This window comes from Streptomyces sp. NPDC058195 (assembly GCF_042883525.1).
In the GTDB taxonomy this organism is placed as follows: Bacteria; Actinomycetota; Actinomycetes; order Streptomycetales; family Streptomycetaceae; genus Streptomyces.
This window is the reverse complement of sequence record NZ_JBHVVM010000019.1, coordinates 57,448-80,305: the sequence shown is the minus strand read 5'-3', so window position 1 is coordinate 80,305 and position 22,858 is coordinate 57,448. Positions and strand designations below refer to the sequence as shown.

Annotated in this window: 23 protein-coding genes; 12 read left to right on the top strand and 11 right to left on the bottom strand. The window is 71.3% G+C overall.

Annotated elements, in window-relative coordinates; all coding sequences use genetic code 11:
- The first annotated feature begins 64 nt into the window (after nt 1–64).
- The 4 genes from ACFVWY_RS23340 (at nt 65) to ACFVWY_RS23325 (ending at nt 3,787) form a co-directional block, all read left to right on the top strand.
- Nucleotides 65–949 (top strand): helix-turn-helix domain-containing protein, encoded by an 885-nt coding sequence (locus ACFVWY_RS23340; RefSeq protein WP_389875598.1) that lies wholly within the window; start codon nt 65–67, stop codon nt 947–949.
- Between the two features lie 54 nt (nt 950–1,003).
- Nucleotides 1,004–2,461, top strand: coding sequence for an aldehyde dehydrogenase family protein (locus ACFVWY_RS23335; RefSeq protein WP_389875595.1), 1,458 nt, complete (start codon nt 1,004–1,006; stop codon nt 2,459–2,461).
- A 114-nt stretch (nt 2,462–2,575) separates the two neighbouring features.
- Complete coding sequence (locus ACFVWY_RS23330; protein ID WP_389875592.1) at nt 2,576–3,127, top strand: DinB family protein; 552 nt, start codon at nt 2,576–2,578, stop codon at nt 3,125–3,127.
- Nucleotides 3,128–3,145: 18 nt separating this feature from the next.
- Nucleotides 3,146–3,787, top strand: coding sequence for a PadR family transcriptional regulator (locus ACFVWY_RS23325; RefSeq protein WP_389875590.1), 642 nt, complete (start codon nt 3,146–3,148; stop codon nt 3,785–3,787).
- 44 nt (nt 3,788–3,831) lie between these two features.
- On the opposite strand, the gene ACFVWY_RS23320 is transcribed toward ACFVWY_RS23325, so the two are convergent.
- From ACFVWY_RS23320 to ACFVWY_RS23310, 3 genes are all read right to left on the bottom strand, one after another.
- Complete coding sequence (locus tag ACFVWY_RS23320) at nt 3,832–5,256, bottom strand: glutamate decarboxylase (protein ID WP_389875587.1); 1,425 nt, start codon at nt 5,254–5,256, stop codon at nt 3,832–3,834.
- 52 nt (nt 5,257–5,308) lie between these two features.
- Nucleotides 5,309–5,932, bottom strand: coding sequence for an NAD(P)H:quinone oxidoreductase (gene wrbA / locus ACFVWY_RS23315; protein WP_389875585.1), 624 nt, complete (start codon nt 5,930–5,932; stop codon nt 5,309–5,311).
- A 116-nt stretch (nt 5,933–6,048) separates the two neighbouring features.
- On the bottom strand, nt 6,049–7,383 hold the full coding sequence (locus ACFVWY_RS23310; protein ID WP_389875583.1) for an ion channel protein: 1,335 nt from the start codon (nt 7,381–7,383) through the stop codon (nt 6,049–6,051).
- 103 nt (nt 7,384–7,486) lie between these two features.
- Between ACFVWY_RS23310 and ACFVWY_RS23305 the strand changes: the two genes are divergently transcribed.
- Nucleotides 7,487–8,266, top strand: coding sequence for a MerR family transcriptional regulator (locus ACFVWY_RS23305; protein ID WP_389875580.1), 780 nt, complete (start codon nt 7,487–7,489; stop codon nt 8,264–8,266).
- A gap of 75 nt (nt 8,267–8,341) precedes the next feature.
- Here the strand turns inward: ACFVWY_RS23305 and ACFVWY_RS23300 are convergent, their stop codons facing one another.
- The gene (locus ACFVWY_RS23300) at nt 8,342–8,707 is read right to left on the bottom strand and encodes a YbjQ family protein (RefSeq protein ID WP_389875578.1); all 366 of its coding nucleotides are present in this window, start codon (nt 8,705–8,707) and stop codon (nt 8,342–8,344) included.
- A gap of 187 nt (nt 8,708–8,894) precedes the next feature.
- Here ACFVWY_RS23300 and ACFVWY_RS23295 point away from each other — a divergent pair, with 187 nt between their 5' ends.
- Nucleotides 8,895–9,587, top strand: coding sequence for a DedA family protein (locus ACFVWY_RS23295; protein ID WP_389875575.1), 693 nt, complete (start codon nt 8,895–8,897; stop codon nt 9,585–9,587).
- Nucleotides 9,588–9,606: 19 nt separating this feature from the next.
- Here ACFVWY_RS23295 and ACFVWY_RS23290 read toward each other — a convergent pair whose 3' ends face one another.
- Both ACFVWY_RS23290 and ACFVWY_RS23285 read right to left on the bottom strand, forming a co-directional pair.
- Nucleotides 9,607–11,322 carry a threonine/serine exporter ThrE family protein gene (locus ACFVWY_RS23290; protein ID WP_389875573.1) on the bottom strand — a complete coding sequence of 572 codons (1,716 nt, stop codon included), beginning with the start codon at nt 11,320–11,322 and terminating at the stop codon, nt 9,607–9,609.
- Between the two features lie 192 nt (nt 11,323–11,514).
- Complete coding sequence (locus tag ACFVWY_RS23285) at nt 11,515–12,009, bottom strand: inorganic diphosphatase (RefSeq protein WP_073789594.1); 495 nt, start codon at nt 12,007–12,009, stop codon at nt 11,515–11,517.
- Between the two features lie 86 nt (nt 12,010–12,095).
- Here ACFVWY_RS23285 and dacB point away from each other — a divergent pair, with 86 nt between their 5' ends.
- From dacB to folE, 6 genes are all read left to right on the top strand, one after another.
- Nucleotides 12,096–13,598: a D-alanyl-D-alanine carboxypeptidase/D-alanyl-D-alanine-endopeptidase gene (gene dacB, locus ACFVWY_RS23280; RefSeq protein WP_389875571.1), complete on the top strand. Its 1,503-nt coding sequence runs from the start codon at nt 12,096–12,098 to the stop codon at nt 13,596–13,598.
- Nucleotides 13,599–13,647: 49 nt separating this feature from the next.
- A complete protein-coding gene (locus ACFVWY_RS23275) occupies nt 13,648–14,781 on the top strand; it encodes a zinc-dependent metalloprotease (protein ID WP_389875569.1) in 1,134 nt (377 codons plus the stop codon).
- A gap of 198 nt (nt 14,782–14,979) precedes the next feature.
- A complete protein-coding gene (gene tilS / locus ACFVWY_RS23270) occupies nt 14,980–16,062 on the top strand; it encodes a tRNA lysidine(34) synthetase TilS (RefSeq protein WP_389875567.1) in 1,083 nt (360 codons plus the stop codon).
- 100 nt (nt 16,063–16,162) lie between these two features.
- Nucleotides 16,163–16,702, top strand: coding sequence for a hypoxanthine phosphoribosyltransferase (hpt, locus tag ACFVWY_RS23265; protein WP_389875752.1), 540 nt, complete (start codon nt 16,163–16,165; stop codon nt 16,700–16,702).
- Between the two features lie 231 nt (nt 16,703–16,933).
- On the top strand, nt 16,934–18,964 hold the full coding sequence (gene ftsH, locus ACFVWY_RS23260) for an ATP-dependent zinc metalloprotease FtsH (protein WP_389875564.1): 2,031 nt from the start codon (nt 16,934–16,936) through the stop codon (nt 18,962–18,964).
- Between the two features lie 154 nt (nt 18,965–19,118).
- Complete coding sequence (gene folE / locus ACFVWY_RS23255) at nt 19,119–19,724, top strand: GTP cyclohydrolase I FolE (RefSeq protein ID WP_389875562.1); 606 nt, start codon at nt 19,119–19,121, stop codon at nt 19,722–19,724.
- Between the two features lie 68 nt (nt 19,725–19,792).
- Here folE and ACFVWY_RS23250 read toward each other — a convergent pair whose 3' ends face one another.
- The 5 genes from ACFVWY_RS23250 to folP form a co-directional block, all read right to left on the bottom strand.
- Nucleotides 19,793–20,275, bottom strand: a complete 483-nt coding sequence (locus ACFVWY_RS23250; RefSeq protein ID WP_389875559.1) for a DUF3180 domain-containing protein — start codon at nt 20,273–20,275, stop codon at nt 19,793–19,795.
- A gap of 90 nt (nt 20,276–20,365) precedes the next feature.
- Entirely contained in the window at nt 20,366–20,977 is a 612-nt protein-coding gene (folK, locus tag ACFVWY_RS23245; RefSeq protein WP_389875556.1) for a 2-amino-4-hydroxy-6-hydroxymethyldihydropteridine diphosphokinase, read from the bottom strand.
- Nucleotides 20,974–21,333: a dihydroneopterin aldolase gene (folB, locus tag ACFVWY_RS23240; RefSeq protein WP_389875553.1), complete on the bottom strand. Its 360-nt coding sequence runs from the start codon at nt 21,331–21,333 to the stop codon at nt 20,974–20,976. Before folB ends, folK begins: the two co-directional genes overlap by 4 nt.
- A gap of 200 nt (nt 21,334–21,533) precedes the next feature.
- A complete protein-coding gene (locus tag ACFVWY_RS23235; protein WP_389875550.1) occupies nt 21,534–22,016 on the bottom strand; it encodes a nuclear transport factor 2 family protein in 483 nt (160 codons plus the stop codon).
- The gene (gene folP, locus ACFVWY_RS23230) at nt 22,013–22,810 is read right to left on the bottom strand and encodes a dihydropteroate synthase (protein ID WP_389875749.1); all 798 of its coding nucleotides are present in this window, start codon (nt 22,808–22,810) and stop codon (nt 22,013–22,015) included. Before folP ends, ACFVWY_RS23235 begins: the two co-directional genes overlap by 4 nt.
- Between the last annotated feature and the right edge of the window lie 48 nt (nt 22,811–22,858).

The window sequence follows — 22,858 nt, the reverse complement described above, 5'->3', positions numbered from 1 at the left end:
AAGCGTTTTGATGGCAGAATCCGGCACTTGGGGTTCACGGGGGAACCCCGGTGCCCAGGAAGCGATGGGGAGGACCGGAGCGGTGGCGGCAGGCGAGTCGAGTGGATCTGTGGTGCGGCGCATCCTCCTGGGCTCGCAGCTCAGGAGGCTGCGCGATTCGCGCGGCATCACCCGTGAGGCGGCCGGCTACTCGATCCGGGCCTCCGAGTCGAAGATCAGCCGCATGGAGTTGGGACGGGTGAGCTTCAAGGCCAGGGACGTCGAGGACCTGCTCACGCTCTACGGAGTCACGGACGAGACGGAGCGCGACGCCCTGCTCGGCCTGGCCCGGGAGGCCAATGTGGCGGGCTGGTGGCACAGCTACGGGGATGTACTGCCCGGCTGGTTTCAGACATATATCGGCCTGGAGGGGGCGGCGTCACTCATTCGAGTGTACGAAGTTCAGTTCGTTCACGGGCTGTTGCAGACCGAGGCGTACGCCCACGCGGTCGTCACCCGGGGCATGGGCGCCGCCGCGCCCGCCGTCGAGGTCGACCGGCGCGTGGCGCTGCGGCTGGAGCGCCAGAAGGCGCTGGTCTCCGAGCGCGCCCCGCACTTCCACGCCGTACTGGACGAGGCGGCGCTGCGTCGGCCTTATGGCGACCGTGAGGTGATGCGCGGACAGCTGCGGCATCTGATCGAAATGTCGGAGCAGCCCAACGTCACTCTTCAGGTGATGCCGTTCAGTTTTGGCGGTCACGCCGGAGAGGGCGGCTCCTTTACGATGCTCCGATTCCCGGAATCCGACCTGTCGGACATTGTCTATTTGGAGCAGCTGACAAGTGCGCTCTATCTGGACAAGGCGGAGGAAGTCGCGCAGTACGAAAAGGCCATCACCCGGCTGCACGGCGACAGTCCGGGCCCGGAGGAGAGCCGTGACCTGCTCCGTGGTCTGCTCCAACTGACCTGACTTGTCAGTACGATGACGGTTCGACGGGAGTCTGCACCTGAGTTAAGGGATCGCATGTCCTTCTTCTACGAGCTGGCCCACCAATACATCGACGGTGAGTGGCGGACCGGTAGCGGCTCGTGGGACATCATCGATTTCAACCCCTACAACGGGGAGAAACTCGCCGCGATCACCATCTCGACCGCCCACGAGGTCGATCAGGCCTATCGCGCGGCCGAGCGCGCCCAGCGTCCCTGGGCCGCCGCCGGGGCCTACCGGCGACGCGAGGTCCTGGAGCGCGCGCTGCGCGTCATCGGCGAACTGCGCGAGCCGATCGTCGAGGCGATCATCGACGAGGTGGGCGGCACCCGGGGCAAGGCGGAGTACGAGGTCGGGCTCGCCGAGGAGTTCCTGCGCGACGCGATCCGCCGGGCCCTGCACCCGCCGGGCAGCCTCCCCGTCTCCCCGGACGACGGCAAGGAGAACCGCGTCTACCGGCTGCCGGTCGGGGTCGTCGCGGTGATCACCCCCTTCAACTTCCCCTTCCTGGTGGCGATGAAGTCCGTCGCACCGGCCCTCGCCCTCGGCAACGCGGTCGTCGTCAAGCCCAACCAGAACGCCCCGGTCACCGGGGGCACCCTGCTCGCGAAGATCTTCGAGGACGCCGGTCTGCCCGCCGGGCTGCTCAACATCCTGGTCACCGACGTCGCCGAGATCGGCGACGCCTTCATCGAGCATCCGGTACCGAAGGTGATCTCGTTCACCGGCACGGACCGGGTCGGCCGCAGGGTCGGCGCGGTGGCGGCCGGTCACTTCAAGCGGACCATCCTCGAACTCAGCGGCAACAGCGCCCTGGTGGTGCTGGAGGACGCCGACCTCGACCACGCGGTCGAGGCGGCCGTCTTCAGCCGCTTCCTCTACCAGGGGCAGGTCTGCATGGCCGCCAACCGCATCCTGGTGGACCGCCGGATCGAGCGGGAGTTCACCGCCAGGTTCGCCGCCGCGGTGGCCGCGCTGCGGACCGGTGACCCGCGCGAGCCGGAGACCCGGATCGGCCCGGTCATCAACACCTTCCAGGCCGACGCCCTGACCGCGCTGGTCGACCAGGCGGTCGCCGACGGCGCCACCGCGCTCGTCCGCGGGCGCACCCGGGGCAACCTCGTGGAGCCCACGGTGCTCACCGGCCTGCCCGAGGACTCCCCGCTGCTCTCCCAGGAGATCTTCGGCCCGGTGGCGCTGCTGGTGCCCTTCGAGGGCGAGGACGAGGCCGTACGGATCGTCAACGACACCCCGTACGGGCTGAGCGGCGCCGTGCACACCCGGGACGTCGAGCGCGGGGTGCGGTTCGCGCGGCGGGCCGTCAGCGGAATGTTCCACGTCAACGGCTCCACCGTGCAGGACGACCCGCTGGTGGCCTTCGGCGGCGAGAAGGCGTCCGGGCTGGGGCGGCTGAACGGCGAGGCGGCGGTGAACGCCTTCACCACCCGGCGGTGGGTCTCGATCCGCCACGACCGGAGCGCGTTTCCCTTCTGACGTTCTCCTCCGTGCCCTTTCCGGACGGGAGAGTTGCGGACACTAAGTGTCCGCAAGGGTCCGTAGCTTGATGGGTGTCAGGAAGAACCGGCACGGACCACCGAGGCGGACCCCATGGTTACCCACGTTCCTTCCGAAACCCCCGGCGACGAGCGCGGCATGCTCCTCTCCTTCGTCGAGGCCCAGCGCGGCGCGCTGCGGCGCTCGCTGCTCGGACTGACCGCCGAGCAGGCCGCGAGCCGCCCCAGCGCCAGCGCGCTCTCCCTCTCCGGGCTGGTCAAGCACGTCGCCGAGACCGAGCTGAACTGGCTGCGGATGGCCCAGCGGCAGCCGAACGAGAAGGTCCGGACCGAGAGCACCTGGGCGGACTCCTTCCGGCTGGTCGGCGACGAGTCCGTCGAGGACATCCTGACGTTCTGGGACGGCGTCGCGGCCGAGCTGGAGGAGTTCATCCGCGCGGTGCCCGATCTGGGGGACACCTTCCCGCTGCCGGAAGCGCCGTGGTTCCCGCGGGACGGCCGGGTCTCGATGCGCTGGCTGCTGGCCCATCTCGTCGAGGAGCACGCCCGTCACGCCGGGCACGCCGACATCATCCGCGAGTCCCTGGACGGCCGGACCGCGTTCGAGCTGGTCGCCGAGGAGAAGGGCTACTCTGGTCAACGTTGACCAGAGAGGGTGCGTGCGATGTCCGCGATCCGGCTGCTGGTCCTCTGCGCCGTGCGCCAGCACGGCCGGGCGCACGGCTACCAGATCCGCAACGACCTGGAGTACTGGGGCGCGCACGAGTGGTCCAGCGCCAAGCCCGGGTCGGTGTACCACGCACTGAAGCAGATGGCGAAGCAGGGACTGCTGGTCGCCCACGAGACCGGTCCGAGCACCGTGGGCGGCCCGCCCCGCACGCAGTACGAGATCACCGGGCGGGGCGACGCGGAGTACTTCGCGCTGCTGCGCGCCGCGCTGACCGCGTACGACCAGAAGCCGGACGTGCTGACGGCGGCCCTCGGCGGGATCGTGGACCTCACCCGGTCCGAGGCGGTCGCGCTGCTCAGGGAGCGGGTCGCGGGACTGGCCGCCTGGCGGGACGAGGTCACCCGGCACTACGTACCCGAGGACGGGCCCGGTTCGATCGGCCACATCGGCGAGATCATGAACCTCTGGGTCCACTCGGCGGACGCCGGGGCCGAGTGGACGCGCGGACTGATCGACCGGATCGAGGGCGGGGCGTACACCTTCGCGGGCGAGGGCGAGCCCTTCGTCGGCGTGCTCGCCGAGGGCGAGGAGAACCCGTACGCGACCGGCGTACCGGACCCCGGCGACGACGCGTAGGCCGTCTCGCGGGCGGGAGGGCCGCCCGGTCCGCGGCACAGCCGTCAGTGGTGGAAGGCCGTGGCCGCCTGCCGGTCGGTGCTCAGCGGGTGCGGCTGGCGGCGCAGCTCGGGCAGGAGCCGCTCGACGTCCTCCAGCAGCAGCGCGGCGAGGTCCGAGGAGAAGCCGTTGCGGCACACCACCCGCAGCACCGCCAGGTCCTCGCGGTTGGCCGGGAAGGTGTACGCGGGCACCCGCCAGCCCTGCTCGCGCAGCCGCCGCGACACGTCGAAGACGTCGTACGCGGCCACGTCCGGCGCGGTGGTCAGCGCGAAGACGGGCAGCTGGTCGCCCCGGGTGAGGAGCCGGAAGTCCTCGATCGCCCCGAGCCGGTCGGCGAGCCCGCACGCCACGTCCCGGGACGCCTGCTGGACGGCCCGGTAGCCCTCCCGGCCCAGCCGCAGGAACGTGTAGTACTGCGCGACCACCTGGGCGCCCGGCCGGGAGAAGTTCAGCGCGAAGGTCGGCATGTCGCCGCCCAGGTAGTTGACCCGGAACACCAGTTCCTCGGGCAGCTCGGCGGGCGTGCGCCACAGCACCCAGCCGACGCCCGGGTAGACCAGGCCGTACTTGTGCCCGGAGGTGTTGATGGAGGCGACCCGGCCCAGCCGGAAGTCCCACCTCAGCTCCTCGTCCAGGAACGGCGCCACCATCGCCCCGGAGGCCCCGTCGACGTGGACGGGGATGTCGAGGCCGGTGCGTTCCTGGAGGGCGTCCAGCGCCGCGCACAGCTCGGCGATCGGCTCGTACGAACCGTCGAAGGTGGAGCCGAGGACGCCGACGACACCGATGGTGTTCTCGTCGCAGAGCTCCGCCGCGGCCTGGGGGTCGAGATGGAAGCGGTCGCCCTCCATCGGGACCTGGCGGGGTTCGATCTCCCAGAAGTTGCAGAACTTGTCCCAGCAGACCTGCACGTTGATGCCCATGACCAGATTGGGCCGCGCGGACGCCGGGTAGCGGCGGGCGTTCCGGTTCGCCCAGCGGCGTTTCAGCGCCAGCCCGGCGAGCATGCACGCCTCGCTGGAGCCGGTCGTCGAACAGCCCACGGCGGCCGAGGGGTCGGGGGCGTTCCACAGGTCGGCGAGCATCGCCACGCACCGCCGCTCCAGCTCGGCGGTGCGCGGGTACTCGTCCTTGTCGATCATGTTCTTGTCGCGGCACTCGTTCATCAGCACCCCGGCCTGCGGCTCCATCCAGGTGGTGACGAAGGTGGCGAGGTTGAGCCGTGAGTTGCCGTCGAGCATCAGCTCGTCGTGGACCAGCCCGAACGCGGTCGACGGAGCCATCGGCCCGTCGGGCAGCCGGTGGCGGGGCGGCGCCGACTCCATTCCGGCGGCCGGGTCGGCCTCCCCGTAGAACGGGTTGAGGGCGAGCCTGCTGCGGGCCGGGGACGGTTCCGTGCTGGGGGGCGAACCTTTGTGGAGCGGCATCGGCGGGCGGCCCTTCTCTGGGTACGTCGGTGTGCGTGGGCGTACGGGGGCGTCAGCCCTCGGCGGCCAGGCCGTCCTTGATGGCCCGGGTGAACTTCACGACCCGCTCGGCCTGGACCCGGGCGGCGGTCAGGGTCTGCTCGCCGACCGGGATGTCGCCCTGTCCCGCCACATGAGAGGTGCCGTACGGATTGCCGTCGACGAACTTGGACGGGTCCGTGTAGCCGGGGGCGACCAGGATGCCGCCGAAGTGGTGGATCGAGTGGTAGAGCGCGAGCAGGGTGGATTCCTGGCCGCCGTGCGCGGTGCTGGTGGCGGTGAAGCCGCTGTAGACCTTGTCGGCGAGGTGGCCCGCCTGCCAGAGCCTGCCGAGGGTGTCGAGGAACTGCTTGAGCTGGGAGGTGACGTTGCCGAAGCGGGTCGGCGTACCGAAGATCACCGCGTCCGCCCAGACCATGTCGTCGGGCGTGGCCTCGGGGATGTCGGCGGTGGCCTTCGCGTTGGCGGCCCAGGCCGCGTTGGAGTCGATGGCCGCCTGCGGCGCCAGCTCGGCGGCCTTGCGCAGCCGCACCTCGGCCCCGGCCTTCTCCGCGTACTCCGCGACGGCCTTGGCGATCGTGGCGACGGTTCCGGTCGACGAGTAGTAGATGACGGCGACGTTGACGGGGGTGGGCATGGCGGAGACCTCCGGCGAAGCTGACGACTATGGATGATTCGGTCCATACGCGTATGAATCCATACGGGTGTGACGATACGGAAGCGGAGGGCGTCCGTCGCGCCGGACGCCCTGCCTCACCTCAGCGGCGTACCGTCCTCGGCGAGCTGCATCTGAGGCCGCCCGGTCACCAGCAGCCAGGCGGGCAGCGAGGCCACGCAGAGGATCGGCAGCATCGCCGCGTCCCCGGCCAGCACCGCGGCGGTGAACAGGCTCAGCCAGGCCTGCCGGGTGATGGCCAGCAGCACCCCCAGCACCCCGCAGGTCACCGCGAGGGCCACCGGTACGGCCCCGGCCAGCGCGTGGGCGCAGAGCCCCAGGGCGACGCCCACGAAGACGGCGGGGAAGATCCGCCCGCCCCGGAAGCCGCAGCTCGCCGCCACCAGGAGCGCGGCCGCCTTCACCACGGCCATGACGGCGAACTGCCCGGCCGACCAGCCACCGGGGTCGGCGGCCAGCTCCCGCACCTCGTCGAGCCCCTTGAACAGCGTCAGGTGGCCGCCCAGCACCCCCAGCAGCCCGAGCAGCAGCCCGCCGGCGGTCAGCGCCAGGACGGGGCCTCCCGCCCTCCGGAGGGGCCGGGAGGCCCCGAGGGCCCGGAAGGGCCGGTGCGCGTACGGGAACGCGTACACCGTCAGCAGTCCGAGCACCGCCCCCGCCGACGCGATCACCGCCGAGGAGAGCAGGTCGCCCCAGTGCGGGTGGTCGTAGGGCGGCAGTGACAGGTCGAAGCTGGGGCGGGCCAGCAGCGTCATGGTGAGCGCCCCCGCGGTGCCCGCCGCGAGCGGCGTGAAGAGGCGGTCCCAGAGCGCGCCCGGTCCGGGCGGCCGGGAGGTGAGGGTCTCGGTGAGGATCAGCGCGGCGGCGACCGGGGTGCCGAAGAGGGCCCCGATGGTTCCGGCGGCGGCCAGGGGGAGCCACTGCGCGGCCGGGGCGCCGGGCATGAGACGGCCGCCGAGCCAGCAGGCCAGCGCGATGTTGGCGGCGGTGATCGGGTTCTCCGGCCCGAGGCTGACCCCGCCCGCCAGGGTGAGCACGGTGGCCAGGAGCAGCCCCGGGACGACGAGGGGCGGCAGCGGCGGGTCGACCAGCCCGGTGGTCGCCGGGTCGGGGCCCGCGTGACCGGGCACCGCCCGGATCACCAGCCCGGTCACCAGCCCGCACGCGGTGAGCACGGCGATCGTCCAGAGCGCGGAGTAGCGGCCCACGGAGAGCGCGTCGGGCAGTGCCTCCCAGAGCACGTCCTGGAACCGCTCGGCGATCAGGCTGACGCCCAGCAGGACGAGTGCGCTCAGCACCCCGACGGCCAGTGCGGGCACGATGGCGGGCAGCAGGCGGCGTACGGGGGCGGGGGCCGAGGCGGCGGGGGATTCGGGGGCCACCGGCTCACGATAGAGGTGTAAAAGCCGCATAACCCCACTAACCGCGCCGGGGTGGCGATACGGGCTTGCACCTCACGTCACGTCAGGACCGAGGCTCGGGACGTACCCGATCGACGAAGGGAGCGGGGAAGCCATGGACTACTCCGTGGGACAGGTCGCCGGATTCGCCGGGGTCACGGTGCGCACCCTGCACCACTACGACGGCATCGGACTGCTCTCGCCCACCGGGCGCAGCCGGGCCGGGCACCGCCGCTACGGCGACGGGGACCTCGACCGGCTCCAGCAGATCCTGTTCTACCGGGAGCTGGGCTTCCCGCTCGACGAGATCGCGGTACTGCTCGACGACCCGGGTGCGGACCCGCAGGAGCACCTGCGCCGCCAGCACCGGCTGCTGGCCGGCCGGATCGCCGAGCTCCGGAAGATGGCCGACGCCGTCGAGAAAGCGATGGAGGCGCAGAAGATGGGCATCAACCTCACGCCCGAGGAGAAGTTCGAGGTCTTCGGGGACAAGGACCCCGAGGCGCACGCGGAGGAGGCCGAGCGCCGCTGGGGCGGCACCGCCGAGTACGCCGAGTCCCAGCGCCGGGCCGCCCGGTACACCAAGGACGACTGGAAGCGGATGCAGGCCGAGGTGGCCGAGTGGAGCGAGAGCTACGTGGCGCTGATGGAGGCCGGGGAACCGGCCACCGGCGAGCGCGCCATGGACCTGGCCGAGGCCCACCGGCGCCATGTCACGGGCTGGTTCCACGAGTGCGGCATCGAGATGCACCGGTGCCTGGGCGAGATGTACGTCTCCGACCCGAGGTTCCGCGCGTTCTACGACGCGATGCGGCCGGGCCTGGCCGGGCACCTGCGGGACGCGATCGAGGCCAACGCCCGGCGTATCGAGGACGGTGCCCGGAACCAGGACTGAGCGCCGAGGGGGCGGGGTGCCTCGTGGGCCCGCCCCGCGGCGGCCTCATGGGCCCCGCCCCCTCGGCCCGCCCGTTCATTCCCTGCTGATCACGGCCGCCGTACCGTAGGCGCACACCTCCGTGCCCACGTCGGCGGCCTCGGTCACGTCGAAGCGCATCATCAGCACCGCGTTGGCGCCGCGGGCCTTCGCCTGCTCGACGAGCCGGTTCATCGCCTGGTTGCGGGTCTCCACCAGGGTCTTGGTCAGCCCCTTCAGCTCCCCGCCGATCATGGACTTCAGCCCGGCGCCGATCTGGCTGCCCAGATGGCGGGAGCGTACGGTCAGGCCGAACACCTCACCGATCACCTGCGTGACCCGGTATCCCGGTACGTCGTTCGTCGTGACGACCAGGACGTCCGACTGGGCCGTCTGCCCGCCGCCGTAATCCTCAATGCCCATCGTCCGGCACCTCCTGAGGACAGCTTTGTCCGGGTTGAGCCGATGTGCATCCCCGGCCGGACCGATGCGCCTGCCCGCAAGGGCCATCTGGAACCCGGCGGTGTCATCGTGCGTTGATAGCTTTGGGCGGCCACGCAGCCGCAGCGGCCGTGCAGCCGCAATTCGACCTATCCAGGAGCCCGGACCCTTGAACACGCTTGCGCTCGGACCGAGCTGGCTGGACCCGGACTATCTGATCAACACCTTCGGACTTCCCGGCGTCCTCCTCATCGTCTTCGCCGAGTCCGGACTGCTGATCGGTTTCTTCCTCCCCGGCGATTCGCTCCTGTTCACCACAGGGCTGCTGGTGACCACGAACCAGCTGAAGTCCCCGCTCTGGCTGGTCTGTCTGCTGGTGGCGCTGGCGGCGATCATCGGTGACCAGGTGGGCTATCTCTTCGGCCGCAAGGTCGGCCCCTCGCTCTTCAAGCGCCCCGACTCCCGCCTCTTCAAGCAGGAGAACGTGGAGAAGGCCCACGAATTCTTCGAGAAGTACGGGCCCAAGTCGCTGATCCTGGCCCGCTTCGTGCCCGTGGTGCGTACGTTCACCCCGATCATCGCCGGTGTGAGCCGGATGAACTACCGCTCGTTCATCATCTTCAACATCATCGGCGGGGTGCTCTGGGGTGTCGGCGTCACCCTGCTCGGCTCGGCCCTCGGCAAGATCGACTTCGTCCACGAGAACATCGAGGCGATGCTCATCCTGATCGTCCTGATCTCGGTGGTGCCGATCGGGATCGAGTTCCTGCGGGCCCGTTCCAAGTCGAAGAAGGAAGCGGCGTCCGGTGACGGTGACGGCGCCCAGCCGCAGCCGCAGCGCGGCCGTCACGCCAAGCGCTGAGACCGTCCCGGGGCGGGGATCAGAAGCCGCGCGTCCGCTTGGCCGCGCGGCGGTTGGCCCCGCCGACCGCTCCCGGCACCCGCATGAACAGCCGGGAGATCTCGCCCCCCAGGTTCACCCCGATCGCGATGGCCAGCGCGGTGGCCACCGCCGTCGACAGTGAGGCGAGCCCCGTGATCACCCGCCCCTGCGCCACGGCCAGCAGACCGAAGTACGTGGCCGAACCGGGCAGCAGCGGGCCGATCGCCGCCGTGATGAACGGCAGCGACGAGGTGTACCGGTAGCGCGAGAACAGCTGCCCGAACAGCCCCACCAGCCCGGCCGCCGTCGCCGTGGCCGCCACCGGCGAGATGTTGCCGGTCCGGGCCATCGCCCCGTAGATCACCCAGGCCACCCCGCCGTTGAGGGTCACCGCCAGCACCGTGGAACGGTCCTGCTGCAACAGCACCGCGAAGGCGAAGCAGAGCGCCATCGACGCCAGGATCTGCACCACCGGCCGGTCGTGCGGCACGAACCGGGCCTCGGGGTTCAGCTGGGCGCCCAGCTGGAGCCCCAGGTACAGCACCAGCAGCACCCCGACGACGATGCCGATGAACAGGTACATGACCTCAAGCAGCCGGGCCGCCGCGGTGATGTAGAAACCGGTCAGTCCGTCCTGCACCCCCGCGACCAGCGCCCGCCCCGGCAGCAGCGCGAACAGCCCACCGGTGATCACGGCGGAGGGGCGTACGTCCGACCAGTGCGTGAGCGTCAGCGCCACGCCCATCGCGGCCGGAGGCATCGCCGCCACGACGAACTGGTAGAACTCCGGCAGCCCCCGCCCGGCGCACAGCCAGGCCAGCCGGTCGCCGAGCATCGCGCCGACCGCCGCCACCAGGAACACCACCGCGTTGCCGCCGACCAGCACCGACGCCGCCCCGGCGAGCCCGCCACCGGCCAGCGTCAGCACCCAGCCCGAGTACGGGTGCCGGTTGCGCCGGATCTCCGCCAGCCGCCGGTAGGCGTCCTCCAGCGAGACCTCGACGTCCCCCGTGGTGATGTCGTCTATCAGCCGGAAGACGGCGGCCAGCCGGGTGTAGTCGGTACCCCGGCGGCGTACCGTACGGCTCGCCGTCACCGGGTCGTCGACCAGCGACGGCTGGTACGAGATGGTCAGCAGGGTGAAGGTGACCGTGGGCTCGGAGCGGTCCAGGCCGTAGCTGCGGGTCACCGCGAACATCGCCGCCTCGACGTCCTCGGCACCCTCGCCGCCCGCCAGCAGCAGTTCCCCGATGCGCAGCGTCAGGTCGAGCACCCGGGGCACCGCCGGGCCCGTCTCGTCGGGCTTCTGCGCCGGTTCCGGCGCCGGGCGCTCGGCGACCGGCATCCGCAGCATCGTGCGCATCCGGTCCTGCCAGGGGGCCTCCTGGTTCAGCCGGATCATCGGGCTGCCGTGCGCCGGGGTGAAGGCGGGCGGCGGGTGCTGGGCGCTGTAGGTGCTCGGCGGGGCGAACGCGGAACCGATCGTGTCCGAACCCGAACCCGGACCCGACCCCCCGCCGGCCCCCGAAGCGGAACCCGTGCCCGAGCTGGTGGACTCGTTCGCGAGACCGGCCGGAATAGCGAATTCCGAGGTCGGATGGTCGTCCTCGGCCGGAGCCGTGCGCCGCTCCACCCCGGAAGGCGGGACAAAGGCGCTGCGCGCCTCGTCGGACTGGGGCTTCTGGTCCTCGGGACCGCCCTGTTCCGCCACCACTCGACCTCGCTCCTCCCCATACCGGCTATGCCTGAGCCCAGTATGGCCATGGCCCCGGACCAGGGGCGGAAGCGGGCCGTCCGCCCGGCCGGGCGGACACGTGAAACGGGCGGCACCCCGCCGGAGAAGCCCGGAAGGAGTACCGCCCGCCCGTACGGAACCGCGGAAGCGGAACCGTTCACGACCCTCGGGTCAGTGCGCGCCGCCCTGCGCCTCAAGGCGCTTGTAGGAGGCCTCGATCTCGGCCTCGGCCTCGGTGCGGCCGACCCAGTCAGCGCCCTCGACGGACTTGCCGGGCTCCAGGTCCTTGTAGACCTCGAAGAAGTGCTGGATCTCCAGACGGTCGAACTCCGACACGTGGTGGATGTCGCGCAGGTGCTCCACCCGGGGGTCGGAGGCCGGGACGCACAGCAGCTTGTCGTCGCCGCCGGCCTCGTCCGTCATCCGGAACATGCCGATGGCGCGGCACTTGATGAGGCAGCCGGGGAAGGTCGGCTCGTCCAGCAGGACCAGCGCGTCCAGCGGGTCGCCGTCCTCGCCGAGGGTGTTCTCGACGAAGCCGTAGTCCGCCGGGTAGCTGGTCGAGGTGAAGAGTCGACGGTCCAGGCGGATTCGACCGGTCTCGTGGTCCACCTCGTACTTGTTCCGCGAACCCTTCGGGATCTCGATGGTGACGTCGAACTCCACGGGTGGCTCCTCCATGATCAACACATACGACTGGTGATTAAGTGTCCCCCACGCAGATGTGTGCTCGCGAAAGGGGCTGGTCAACGGTGGACGAGCAGGTGAAGAGACCGTCGGTCAACCCGCTGGACAAACTGAGGCGCCTCACCCGCCGGGGCGGTGCGATCAGGTTGACGCGGCTGAACGACCGCCAGTTCACCGCCGTTTCCGCCGGTCTCGGTCTGGTGCTCGCGGCCGGCGTCGTCCTTGCCGCCGGCCCGTGGGACTCGGGTCAGCGTAAGGCCGAGCTGGACCGGGCGTCCGTGCCGAGCCGCACAGGTGGCGCAGATCACGAATCCGCCCTGTCGTCCGGTCCGCGGCCCGCGCCCAGCGCCCCGCCCGTCCTGGCGGCCCTCACCGCCGCCGTCGACAACGCCGCCCCCGGCTCCCGCACCGCACCGGACGGCGCGTCCGCCGCCCTGCGCTCCGTGCTCGGCCCGCTGCTGGAGGACCCCGCGCTGGGCACCCGGCGCGCCGCCGTCGTCATCGACACCGCGAGCGGCGAGCGGCTGTACGGCCAGGGCGCCGGTACGCCCATGACCCCCGCGTCCACCGTCAAGATCGCCACCACGGTCGCCGCCCTGAACGCGCTGGGCCCCGAGCACCGCATCGCCACCACCGTCCGGGCCACCGCCGACCACCACGCCGTCACCCTGGTCGGCGGCGGCGACCCCACCCTCGACAGGGGCGCCTTGCGCACGCTGGCCGCCACCACCGCCCGCGCCCTCAAGGAGAAGGGCGTCACCCGGGTCCGCCTGACGTACGACACCTCCCTCTACTCCGGCCCGGCCCTGCACCCGATCGGCCCCAACGAGAACATCGCCCCCCTCAGTGCCCTGATGACCGACGAGGGGCGCCTCGACAAGAGCAGCAGCGGCCCCGCCCCGCGCACCGACGACCCGGCCGGTGACACCGCCCGCACCTTCGCGAGGCTTCTCCACGACGCCGGGGTCACCGCCGCCGCCCCGAAGCCCGGCCGCGCGCCCGCCGCCTCCCGGCAGCTCGCCGAGCACCGCTCGGCCCCGCTCTCCGCCCTGGCCGAACGCGCCCTGACCAACAGCGACAACGACATCGCCGAGGCCCTCGCCCGGCAGACCGCCCTCGCCGCGGGCGAACCCGCGGACTTCGCCGGCGCCCGACGGGCCGTCACCGCGCAGCTGAAGAAGCTCCGGCTGCCGCTGACCGGCGCCGTCCTCGCCGACGGCAGCGGACTCGACCGCGAGGACAAGGTCACCGCCGGACTCCTGGCCGGGCTCCTCGCCCGTGCCGCTGACCCGGACCACCCCGAACTGCGCCCCGTCCTCACCGGCCTCCCCGTCGCCGGATTCAGCGGCACGCTCAGCGACCGCTACACCGGGACGTCCCGGGGCACCGGCCTGATCCGCGCCAAGACCGGCACCCTCACCGGGGTCAACACCCTCGCCGGAACGGTCGTCGACCGCCGGGGCCGCCTGCTGGCCTTCGCCTTCCTGGCCTCCGGCACCACCTCGCCGGCCGACGCCCAGTCCGCCCTCGACGAGCTCGCCACCGCCCTGGCCTCCGGCACCCATTGAGCCGTCCAACCCCTCACCGCGGACGGACCCGAGCACGTACGGTTGACGCATGACGAGCATCGGTGGTGCCGAGATGGTCGACTGGAATCTCGCGGTCGCGACCGCGATCCGGCTGGTGCGCCCGGGGCCGGAGATCAGCCGCGAGGAGGCCCGCGAGGTCGTCGCCGAGCTCCGCCGCCACGCCAAGGCCTCGGAGGAGCACGTCCGTTCCTTCACCCGGATGATCCCGGAGGGGGCCGAGCCGGAGGACACCCCGGTCCTGGTCGTGGACCGGGCCGGCTGGATCAAGGCCAACGTCGCGGGCTTCCGTGAACTGCTCCGCCCGCTGCTGGCCAAGATGCAGGACCGCCGGCCCGGCGGCCCCGGCGGCGCGGTGATCGGCGCCGTCGGCGGGAAGGTCACCGGCGTCGAGGTCGGCATGCTGCTGTCGTTCCTGGCCTCCCGGGTCCTCGGACAGTACGAGACCTTCGCCCCGGCCACCCGCGAGTTCCCCGCCGGGGCCGACGGCGGCGGGCGCCTGCTGCTCGTCGCCCCGAACATCGTGCACGTCGAGCGCGAGCTGGAGGTCGACCCGCACGACTTCCGGCTCTGGGTCGCGCTCCACGAGGAGACCCACCGCACCCAGTTCACCGGAGTCCCGTGGCTCCGCGACCACCTCCAGGGTGAGATCCAGTCATTCCTCGACGAGACCGACGTCGACCCGACGACCCTGCTGGAACGGCTCCGCGAGGCCGCCCAGTCCCTCGCCGGGGGCCGTCCCGAGGGCGAGGACGGCGAGGACGGCGGACGCAGCCTGGTCGAGCTCGTCCAGACACCCGGCCAGCGCGAGATCCTCGGCCGGCTCACCGCGGTCATGTCCCTCCTCGAAGGCCACGCCGACTACGTGATGGACGGCGTCGGCCCCGAGGTCGTCTCCTCCGTCGCCGAGATCCGCGAGAAGTTCCAGCAGCGCCGGGCGCGCAGCGCCGGACGCCTCGACCAGGCCCTGCGCAGGCTCCTCGGCCTCGACGCCAAACTCCGCCAGTACCGCGACGGGGAACGGTTCGTCCGCGCCGTCGTCGACGAGGTCGGCATGGACGGCTTCAACCGGGTCTGGACCTCGCCGAACACCCTGCCCACCAAGGCCGAGATCGCGAAACCGGCGGACTGGATCGCACGGGTGCACCGCCGGGCGGATTCCTGACCGCCACCGGTCCGACGACGGGCGACAGCGGGCGAACGCGCGGGTAATCACCCATCCGAGGGACCGTTGGCGCACGGAAAGGCGTGCAATGCTCGATGGACGGCTTGCCTCTGTCACCATCGACGCACTCTGAGTGACGGCACACTCCCCGTCCGGCACTCCGAGGCGCCTCCCCGAACTCCACGAAGGGCACCGGACATGGGTCCTCATCCCGCGGTCGCGGCGATACGCCTGGCGGTCCGCCGCGTACTCCACGACGTACTCACCGAACACACCCGAAGCGCCGACCCCGACCGGCGCGCCCCGCACCCCGAGCTCGCCGAAGCCGGTGCGGGCAGGCAGCGCCCCGCCCTCCCCGAACGCCCCGACGCCCCGCTGGTGCTGGTGGCCTGTTCCGGCGGCGCCGACTCCATGGCGCTCGCCTCCGCCCTCGCCTTCGAGGCCCCCAAGCTCGCCGTCCGCGCCGGTGGCATCACCGTCGACCACGGCCTCCAGACCGGCTCCGACACCCGGGCCGCCGAGGTCGTCGACCGCCTCACCGCCCTGCGCCTCGACCCGGTCGAGGCCATCGCCGTACGCGTCGGCCACGACGGCGGACCCGAGGCGGCCGCCCGGGACGCGCGCTACGCCGCCCTCGACGCGGCGGCCGAGCGGCACGGCGCCGCCGCCGTCCTGCTCGGGCACACCCGCGACGACCAGGCGGAGACCGTGCTGCTCGGCCTCGCCCGCGGCTCCGGCATCCGCTCGCTCTCCGGCATGGCCGCCGCTTCCGGACCGGCTGGCCGCTACCGCCGCCCCTTCCTCCAGCTCGACCGCCAGACCGCCCGCACGGCCTGCCTGGCCCAGTCCCTGCCCGTCTGGGACGACCCGCACAACGCCGACCCCGCCTACACCCGCTCCCGGCTGCGCCATGAGGGCCTGCCCGCCCTGGAGAAGGCGCTCGGCAAGGGCGTCGTCGAGGCCCTGGCCCGTACCGCCCAGCTCTCCCGTGACGACGCCGACGCGCTGGACACCTGGGCCGCCGAGGCCGACCGCACCGTACGGGACGAGGCGGGCCGGCTGGAGTGCGCCAAGCTCTACGCGCTGCCGCCCGCGGTACGCCGCCGGGTGCTGCGCCGCGCGGTGATGGAGGCCGGTTCCCCGGCCGGTTCGCTCTTCGCCCGGCACATCGAGGAAGTCGACCGTCTGATCACCGGCTGGCGTGGTCAACGGGCCATCAACCTGCCCGGACGCGTCGAAGCCATGCGTCAGGGTGGCAGACTGGTCATTCGGCAGAGCTGAAGCACCGGCGGCCGACACGCAGGAGAGCGGCCGCGCCGGTGCGGGGCGACCCCCCCGAAACCGGCAGGCACAGAAAGAGACGCGGGTGAACGAGAAGGACATGGGCACCGACCTCCAGGCGGTGCTCCTCACCAAGGAAGAGATCGACGCGAAACTCGTCGAGCTGGCCGCGAAGATCGACGCGGAGTACGCGGGCAAGGACCTGCTCCTCGTCGGCGTCCTCAAGGGCGCGGTGATGGTGATGGCGGACCTGGCGCGCGCGCTGTCCACCCCCGTCACCATGGACTGGATGGCCGTCTCGTCGTACGGGGCGGGCACCCAGTCCTCCGGCGTCGTCCGGATCCTCAAGGACCTCGACACCGACATCAAGGGCAAGCACGTCCTGATCGTCGAGGACATCATCGACTCGGGCCTGACCCTGTCGTGGCTGATGTCGAACCTCGGCTCGCGCGAGCCCGCCTCCCTGGAGATCTGCACCCTGCTGCGGAAGCCGGATGCGGCCAAGGTCGCGCTCGACTGCAAGTGGGTCGGTTTCGACATCCCCAACGAATTCGTCGTCGGCTACGGACTCGACTACGCCGAGAAGTACCGCAACCTGCCGTTCGTCGGCACGCTCGCCCCGCACGTCTACGGCGGCTGACCTCCTCCCGGAACCCTCCGCCCGGCTCCCGGGCACCCGGCGAAGCCGGGACCGGTGGCGGGGAACCTTTCCACGGATTCCCGCCGTTGGGCCTTCGAAGGCGGGTTTTGACGGACGTCCCCGGCACTCGCGGGTGACAATGCTGGGGTACCGTCCGAAGAACAGTCTTTCTTTTCTCACAGCAGCATTTACCTACGGGCAGGAGGGACGGGGCGGATTCGCCCCGTATGGATGGACGTGAAGCGATACTTCCGTGGGCCGGTCATGTGGATCGTGCTGGCCGTCCTCGCCGTGGTCGTGTTGATGACAGTCGTCGGCTCGTCGGGCGGCTACAAATCGGTGGACACCGGCCAGGTGATCCAGGCGATCAGCAAGGACCAGGTGGCGCAGGCCAAACTGACCACCGGTGACGAACAGATCATCAAGATCGAGCTGAAGAAGGGCGCGAAGCTCCCGGACGAGTCCGGCACCAAGTTCCAGGCGAGCTACATCGGCGACCAGGGCGTCCAGCTGGCCGACACGCTGCAGAAGAAGTTCGAGAGCGGCTCGATCGACAAGGGCTACACGGTCTCGCCGTCGAAGCAGTCGCCGTTCATCTCGATCCTGCTCTCGCTGCTGCCCTTCGTCCTGATCGTGGTCGTCTTCCTGTTCCTGATGAACCAGATGCAGGGCGGCGGCTCCCGGGTCATGCAGTTCGGGAAGTCCAAGGCCAAGCTGATCACCAAGGACACCCCGAAGACGACGTTCGCCGACGTGGCGGGCTCGGACGAGGCCGTCGAGGAACTCCAGGAGATCAAGGAGTTCCTCCAGGAGCCGGCGAAGTTCCAGGCCGTCGGCGCGAAGATCCCCAAGGGCGTCCTGCTCTACGGTCCTCCCGGTACGGGCAAGACGCTGCTCGCGCGTGCCGTGGCGGGCGAGGCGGGCGTGCCGTTCTACTCGATCTCCGGCTCCGACTTCGTCGAGATGTTCGTCGGTGTCGGTGCCAGCCGGGTCCGTGACCTCTTCGAGCAGGCCAAGGCGAACGCCCCGGCGATCGTCTTCGTCGACGAGATCGACGCCGTCGGCCGCCACCGCGGCGCCGGCATGGGCGGCGGGCACGACGAGCGCGAGCAGACGCTGAACCAGCTGCTCGTCGAGATGGACGGCTTCGACGTGAAGGGCGGCGTCATCCTGATCGCCGCCACGAACCGCCCGGACATCCTCGACCCGGCGCTGCTGCGTCCGGGCCGCTTCGACCGGCAGATCGCGGTCGACCGTCCGGACATGCAGGGCCGTCTGGAGATCCTCAAGGTCCACCAGAAGGGCAAGCCGGTCGCGAAGGACGTCGATCTCGGCGCCGTCGCCCGTCGTACGCCCGGCTTCACCGGTGCCGACCTGTCGAACGTGCTCAACGAAGCGGCGCTCCTCACGGCGCGCAGCAACCTGAAGCTCATCGACAACAAGATGCTCGACGAGGCCATCGACCGCGTCGTGGCGGGCCCGCAGAAGCGGACCCGGATCATGTCCGAGAAGGAGAAGAAGATCACCGCGTACCACGAGGGCGGACACGCCCTGGTCGCGGCGGCCTCTCCCCAGGCGGACCCGGTCCACAAGATCACGATCCTCTCCCGCGGCCGCGCCCTCGGTTACACGATGGTGCTCCCGGAGGAGGACAAGTACTCCACGACGCGCAACGAGATGCTCGACCAGCTGGCGTACATGCTGGGCGGGCGCGCGGCCGAGGAGCTGGTCTTCCACGACCCGACCACCGGCGCTGCCAACGACATCGAGAAGGCCACCGCCACGGCCCGCGCGATGGTCACGCAGTACGGCATGACGGAGCGGCTCGGCGCGATCAAGTTCGGCGGCGACAACACCGAGCCCTTCGTGGGCCGGGAGATGGGCCACCAGCGCGACTACTCGGAAGAGGTCGCGGCGCTCGTCGACGAAGAGGTCAAGAAGCTCATCGAGACCGCCCACAACGACGCGTGGGAGATCCTCGTCGAGAACCGCGACGTGCTGGACAACCTCGTTCTCCAGCTCCTGGAGAAGGAGACGCTGGGCAAGGAGGAGATCGCCGAGATCTTCGCCCCGATCGTGAAGCGTCCGGCCCGCCCGGCGTGGACCGGTTCGTCCCGGCGTACGCCGTCCACCCGCCCGCCGGTGCTCTCGCCCAAGGAGCTCGCGCTCACCAACGGCGCCACCACGGCGAACGGCACGACCGTCCCCACGGACGCCGTCCCGGCCACCGAGGCGGTCCCGGAGGACCGGCCCGAGAGCTAAACCCCGTTCCCCCGGTGTGGCCCCTTTCACGGGGATCCCACCGGGCCCGGAATGGAAGCCGCGCCCCCACAGGTTCTAGCCTGAGGGGGCGCGGCTATTTCGTACGCCCGTGCGGGGGTATGCACGGGCGACAGCTCAGAGGAACGAGGCACAGATGACCGACCCGGTGACGCTGGACGGCCAGGGTTCGATCGGCGAGTTCGACGAGAAGCGGGCCGAGGCGGCGGTGCGCGAGCTCCTCATCGCGGTGGGCGAGGACCCGGACCGCGAGGGGCTCCGCGAGACCCCGGCCCGGGTGGCTCGGGCGTACAAGGAGATCTTCGCGGGACTCCACCAGGAGCCCGAGGACGTCCTGACGACGACGTTCGACCTCGGCCACGACGAGATGGTGCTGGTCAAGGACATCGAGGTCTTCAGCACCTGTGAACATCACCTGGTGCCGTTCCGGGGCGTCGCGCACGTCGGGTACATTCCGGCGACCAGTGGAAAGATCACCGGTCTCTCCAAGCTGGCCCGGCTGGTCGACGTCTATGCCCGGCGCCCGCAGGTGCAGGAGCGGCTGACCACGCAGATCGCCGAGTCGCTGATGGAGATCCTGGAGCCGCGCGGGGTCATCGTCGTCGTGGAGTGCGAGCACATGTGCATGTCGATGCGGGGCATCCGCAAGCCCGGCGCGAAGACGCTGACCTCGGCGGTGCGCGGCCAGCTGCGCGACCCCGCGACCCGCGCCGAGGCGATGAGCCTGATCATGGCGCGCTGAACCCGCGCGGCCGGACGGCGCGCGGTCGTTCGACGTGTGAGGGACGGGCGAACCGAGGACTCGGTGGTCTACGCGGCCGCCGAGTCCTTGTTGCCGGACTCGTCGTCGGGGAGCTTGCAGATGCGTTCCAGCCAGAGGGCCGCCGCGATGACGGCGATGCCCGCGAGGACCGCGAAACCTGCGTAGATCGCCTGGTCGCGGCGGGCTGGCTGGTCGAGGTGGCCGAGCAGGAAGACGCCGGTGCCGCCGTACATCCCGGAGACCAGGGCGACGACCAGGGCGCTGGCCTGGCCGAAGACCACCGCTCGGGCCGCCATGAGCGGCTCGATGCCCTTGGCTCCCGGCCGGCGCTCGCGCTGGGCGCGCAGCCGGGAACGGACGGAGAGCGCCGTCGCCAGCAGGACGACCGCGATCACCGCGAGGACGATCGGCGCGGCGAGGGGCACGCTCGGCAGGTTGCCCAGGGAGTCCCAGAGGCGGGCGCCGCCCCAGGAGAGCACCCCGGCGGCGGCGAAGAGGCCGGCCAGTACCCCGAGCCTGAGTTGCTTCACCGCGTGATCCGCCCTTCGCCGCCCGTGCGGCCATGTCGCCGGTGGTCCGTTCCGCCGTTCCGGACGGGCCTTCTGCGTCGAGCCTAACGACTACTCGGGCAGCCGGAGTTCCAGGTCGGCCCGGGGCAGTACGCCGTCCCGGCCGACCGTGGCCAGCAGCTGGGCCACCGGCCCGGCGCCGGGCAGCTGGGCCTCGGGGTCGATGTCCAGCCACGGGGCGAGGACGAAGGCCCGCTCGGCGGCCCTGGGGTGGGGGAGGGTGAGGACCGGGTCGTCGGAGACGACGTCGGCGTACGCCACGATGTCGACGTCTATGGTGCGCGGGCCCCAGCGCTCCTCGCGGACCCGCTCGAAGGCCTCCTCGACGGCCTGGCCGCGCTCCAGCAGGGAGGACGGGGGGAGGGTCGTCTTCACGACGATCACCGCGTTGAAGTACGAGGGCTGGGAGCCGGGGGCGACGCCCCACGGCTCCGTCTCGTACACCGGGGAGACCGCCTTGACCCGGAGGCCGGGGGTGTCCTCCAGGGCGTCGATGGCGCCCTGGAGCGTCTCCAGGCGGTTGCCGAGGTTGGAGCCGAGGGAGATCACGGCACGCTTGGGGTTGGAGAGCGTGATGTCCGCCGCGTCCACCTGCTCGACCACGGAGGCGGGTACCGGCTGGACGGTCGGGTCGCTCTGCCCTTCGGTGGAAAACGAGGTCATGCTCGGCTCCGGGTGATGGTGATGGTGACATCGTCGAAGGGGACGGTGATCGGCGCGTCCGGCTTGTGCACCACGACCTCCACCTCCTCGACCCCTTCGTGCCTGAGGCACGTGCGGGCGATGCGGTCCGCGAGCGTCTCGATCAGATCGACGGGCTCACCCCGCACCACCTCGACGACCTCCTCCGCGACGACGCCGTAGTGCACGGTCTTCGTCAGGTCGTCGGAGGCCGCGGCGGGGCGGGTGTCGAGACCGAGCACCAGGTCGACGATGAACGTCTGGCCCTCCTCCCGCTCCTTGGGAAAGACGCCATGGTGCCCACGGGCCTTGAGGCCGCGCAGCGCGACACGATCCACGCGAATCACTCCTGCTGTCGTTGGTCCTGAGACACGGGGCCGCGTGCAGACGGCGTGGTGCCCACTTTCGAATTTACCTGCGAGCACCGACAGTGCTCGCCCGTGGGTCCTTGGGGCGGCTCCACGGGGACTGGTAGCCGCGTATACCCGCGCTTGCCGGTTCCAACCCCTTCCGGGGGCACGACCGCCCGGAGACCGGGTCAGGAGGAGGGCTCTTCGTCCGCTTCCTCGCCGGTTTCGGTCAGTACGGGCGAGCCGTGGTGGGACCAGAGTTTCCAGCCGTCCGGTGTGCGGCGGAACACATTGGTGGCCACGACGAGCTGGCCGACCAGCGGGCCCAGCGCGTTGCCGTCCTCCGCGGGACCGCCGCTGAGGATGTTCTCCGTGCAGGTCACCAGGGCGGTGTCGCCGGTCATCGAGACCCCGACGTCGGTCAGGAAGAACTGGATGTAGTCGGTGTTCGCCATGATCAGCGCGTAGCTGCGGAGCACCTCGCCGCGGCCGCTCAGCACCGGCCAGCCCGGGTGGACGCAGGAGACGGTGAGGTCCTCGCCCGGCAGCCAGAGCCCGGAGAGCTCCTCAAGGTCACCGCGCTCCATCGCCTCGTAGAAGGCGGTGTTGGCCCGCTCGACGGCGGCGATGTCGGCGGCGGCCTCCGCGTGCTCGTCGCGGCCCGAGCTCACGCGGCTCCCTCGACGGCGCGCGCGACCCGTACGGCGTCGGCCGTGGCGCGTACCTCGTGGACCCGGACGGCCCAGGCGCCGGCGTGGGCCGAGAGCGCGGAGACGGCCGCGGTGGCGGCGTCGCGTTCACGGGCGGGCGGCGGCGAGGCGCCCTCGCCGGCCAGTACGTGGCCGAGGAAGCGCTTGCGGGAGGCGGCGACCAGCAGGGGGCGGCCCAGGGTGTGCAGCGCGTCGAGGCCCGCGATCAGGGCGAGGTCGTGGGCGGCCTCCTTGGCGAAGCCGAGGCCGGGGTCGATCACGATGCGTTCCGGGGCGATACCGCCCGTGACCACGGCGTCCATCCGTTCGCGCAGCTCCTCGACGACCTCGGTGACGACGTCCCCGTACACCGCGCGGCTGTTCATGGACTCGCTGAAGCCGCGCCAGTGCATCACGACGAAGGGGGCCCCGGCCGCGGCGACGACCGGGACCATGTCGGGGTCGGCGAGGCCGCCGCTCACGTCGTTGACCAGGGCGGCGCCCGCCGTGACCGCCTGCTCGGCGACCCGGGCCCGCATGGTGTCGACGGAGACCGTGACCCCTTCGGCGGCCAGGCCCCTGACCACCGGGACCACGCGTCGCAGCTCCTCCTCGGCGTCCACCCGGCTGGCGCCGGGGCGGGTCGACTCACCGCCGACGTCGATCAGGTCGGCGCCCTGGGCGACCAGGTCGAGGCCGTGTTTGACCGCGGCCGTGGTGTCGAACCAGCGGCCCCCGTCGGAGAAGGAGTCCGGGGTCACGTTCACGACACCCATGACCGCGCAGCGGCCCCACTCCGGCAGGCCCTGGACCGTGCCGCGTCC